General features: G+C 60.6%; 1 protein-coding gene. It reads left to right on the top strand.

What is annotated here, in order from left to right:
• The coding region (locus GYB81_RS23515) for a recombination directionality factor (protein ID WP_438810732.1) at nt 1–254 on the top strand (254 nt) is incomplete at both ends.

Raw genomic sequence — 254 nt, 5'->3', positions numbered from 1 at the left:
GAAGACAAACTGCGCAGCATCCCGATCCGTCTGATGTTCAACGAACCCGAGCTCAACTTCCGCGCCGACTACACCCTGTTCGATCGGCAAACCGGACGCCCGGCTTGTGTGGGCAATGGGGAAACCTGCAAGCGCATTGATCAGGAGGGAATCCAGACACTGGCGTGTCCCTCGCCCGATGCCTGCCCACTGGCCAAAGGGGGCGCCTGCAAGCCGTACGGCCGACTCAATGTCGTTATTGGCGACGATGATCC

It is taken from the genome of Pseudomonas yangonensis (assembly GCF_009932725.1).
In the GTDB taxonomy this organism is placed as follows: domain Bacteria; phylum Pseudomonadota; class Gammaproteobacteria; order Pseudomonadales; family Pseudomonadaceae; genus Aquipseudomonas; species Aquipseudomonas yangonensis.
Note: the sequence above shows the minus strand (reverse complement) of the source record. Positions and strands in the feature narration are given on the sequence as shown.